Raw genomic sequence first — 2,059 nt, 5'->3', positions numbered from 1 at the left:
GGCCGGCCCTGGGGCGGCCGTGGGGGGCGAGACACATCACTCGAACGGGGAATAGCGCGGGATAACCGCTCGGTGTTCGAATGTGTATTCGATAACGTGGCTTCGGTCGTGGTGGACGGGCGACCCGGACCGATGCCGGAGGAAGGGGGAAGGCACGGATGGTGCGGCGCCTCGACGTGGTCGGGCATGGCGGAGTGCGGCTCGCGGCCTGGGAGTACGCGGAGCCGCCGAAGGAGGGGCAGGCGGGGCGACCCGCGGTGCTGATGCTGCACGGGCTGCTCGGCCGGGCGTCGCACTGGGCGGACACCGCCCGGTGGCTCTCGGGTGGCTTCCGGGCGGTCGCGCTCGACCAGCGCGGTCACGGCCGGAGCGAGAAGCCGGTCGGCGGCCCCTTCGACCGTGACGCCTTCGTGGCGGACGCCGAGGCCGCGATCGCGCAGCTCGGCCTGGCACCCGTCACGCTGATCGGGCACGCCATGGGCGCGCTGACGGCCTGGCAGCTGGCCGCGCGCCGCCCCGACCTGGTGCGCGCGGTGGTGATCTGCGACATGCGGGCCGCCGCGCTCGGCACCCGGTCCCAGCGCGAGTGGCGGGAGTGGTTCGACTCCTGGCCGCTGCCGTTCGCCACGCTGGCCGACGTGCGCCGCTGGTTCGGGGTGGACGACCCCACGCTCGACCGCCCGCGCCCGGCGCGCGGCGAGTTCTTCGCGGAGGTGATGGCCGAGCGGGCGGATGGCTGGCGCCCCGGCTTCTCGCGCCGCCAGATGCTCACCGCCCGCGAGGGCTGGGTCCGCGACGCCCACTGGGAGGAGTTGGCCCTCGTCGAGTGCCCGGCGCTGGTCATCCGCGGCCTGGGTGGGGAGCTCGGCCGCGCCGAGGCCCAGGAGATGGTGCGCGTGCTGCCGCACGGCCGGTACGCGGACGTTCCCGACGCGGGCCACCTGGTCCACCTGGAGCGGCCCGAGGAGTGGCGGGAGATCGTGGGCCCCTTTCTCGGGGGCCCCTGACCGGCGCGCGTGGCCCGAGGCGCCCGCCGTCCCGGTCGCCACCGGGGAGCCCCGGCGGGTCACGTCCCGGACATCGGGAAGACCCATGGAGGCAGCATGGACACATCCGGCTTGTGGGATGATGTGATTCTCAATGACGGGGGCTCTGGGGGATTCGCAATGACAAAGACAGTTCTGACGCGTCGCTGCGCCTGGATCGGCGTGGCTGTGGCGGGAGTTGTGGCGCTGAGCGGCTGTGGTGACGACGGCGGCGAGGAGTCGCCGTTCGCCAACGGCGGCGACACCACCGGTGGCTCCGAGGAGGAGACCACCGAGGGCGGCGGCGGTGGAGGAGAGGGGTCGATCACCGACCTGAGCGGCGCGGAGATCCTCCAGCAGGCGTCGGAGGCCATGGCCTCGGCCGACTCGATGCGTCTGGCCACCGAGGGCGGGCCCGCGACCGACGGGTTCGGCGTCGATCTCCACCTGGACCGCGCCGGCGACTGCGCGGGCACCATCAGCCAGGCGGGACAGGGCCAGGTCGAGATCCTCAAGCGGGGCGAAGAGGTCTGGATGAAGCCGGACACGCAGTTCTGGCAGACCATGGGCGCGGCCGAACCCGCGCTGGTCAGCATGCTCGACGGCAGCTACCTGTACGGCACCACGGCCGACCCGGAGCTGTCCGCGATGGCCGACACCTGCTCGCTCGACGCCTTCATCGGCGAGGGCATCGAGGCGGAGGAGGGCGAGGGCGACACGGCGGAGACCGGCGAGGAGTCCACGCACAACGGCACGCCCGTCATCCTCGTCCACGGCACCGACGCCGACGGCGCGGAGAACACCGCGCTGATCGCCACCGAGGGCGAGCCGTACCCGCTGCTGATGACCGTCACCCAGGACGGCGCGACCACGGAGATGGAGCTGAGCAACTACAACGAGCCGGTCGCCTTCGAGGACCCCCCGGCCGACCAGGTGCTGAACATCGCCGACTTCCGCTCCGGCAACGTCACCGCCTGATCCCGGGCGGACCGGCCCCCGGCGCCCCGCGCGCCGGGGGCCGGTCCGCCCGGGAT

At 73.4% G+C, this 2,059-nt stretch carries 2 protein-coding genes; both read left to right on the top strand.

Annotated features, from left to right (window positions below):
- The first annotated feature begins 158 nt into the window (after window positions 1-158).
- Window positions 159-1,007: an alpha/beta fold hydrolase gene (locus tag ADY01_RS35140; protein ID WP_049580903.1), complete on the top strand. Its 849-nt coding sequence runs from the start codon at window positions 159-161 to the stop codon at window positions 1,005-1,007.
- A gap of 159 nt (window positions 1,008-1,166) precedes the next feature.
- Complete coding sequence (locus ADY01_RS35135; RefSeq protein WP_159001635.1) at window positions 1,167-2,003, top strand: hypothetical protein; 837 nt, start codon at window positions 1,167-1,169, stop codon at window positions 2,001-2,003.
- The last annotated feature ends 56 nt before the right edge of the window (window positions 2,004-2,059 follow it).

Origin of the sequence: Streptomyces sp. SBT349 (genome assembly GCF_001083795.1) — a bacterium.
Taxonomy (GTDB): Bacteria; Actinomycetota; Actinomycetes; order Streptomycetales; family Streptomycetaceae; genus Streptomyces.
The sequence above is the reverse complement of the archived record's forward strand: the minus strand, read 5'-3'. Positions and strand labels throughout refer to the sequence as shown.

Coding starts and splice junctions, on each gene's coding strand:
- ADY01_RS35140 (WP_049580903.1), top strand. CDS start 159: ATGGTGCGGCGCCTCGACGTGGTCGGGCATGGCGGAGTGCGGCTCGCG.
- ADY01_RS35135 (WP_159001635.1), top strand. CDS start 1,167: ATGACAAAGACAGTTCTGACGCGTCGCTGCGCCTGGATCGGCGTGGCT.